This is a genomic window from Pseudoalteromonas aliena (assembly GCF_038155085.1).
GTDB lineage: Bacteria > Pseudomonadota > Gammaproteobacteria > Enterobacterales > Alteromonadaceae > Pseudoalteromonas > Pseudoalteromonas aliena_A.
In genome coordinates, this window is sequence record NZ_JBAKAU010000068.1 from 1 (window position 1) to 254 (window position 254).

1 protein-coding gene is annotated in these 254 nt (G+C 47.6%); it reads right to left on the reverse strand.

Annotated features, from left to right (window positions below):
* Positions 1-248 (reverse strand): hypothetical protein (locus V6260_RS18580; RefSeq protein WP_341595571.1); only part of this gene is annotated, 248 nt, incomplete at its 3' end.
* Positions 249-254 lie beyond the last annotated feature (6 nt).

Below are 254 nucleotides of genomic sequence, written 5' to 3' on the forward strand. Positions count from 1 at the left end.
CTTATCACTTGTGGATTGGACAGAGACAAGCGACGTGAATGGATGCTTCTTGGTGATGATGAAGTGGAAGTGGAATGCGGTGAACGCAATGTGCCGCTGCTAGTGCGTGGCGAGCGTGAAAGCACGTCCATTTCATGCGGACTCAAGTGTTCCCAAAGATTTTGACCATTCGATTGAGTGGAATTGGCGGTATTACTGCTTTCAGACTCCGGAACTTCAATTGTCGACAAAGGAAGTGTATCGTTCATTTCCTG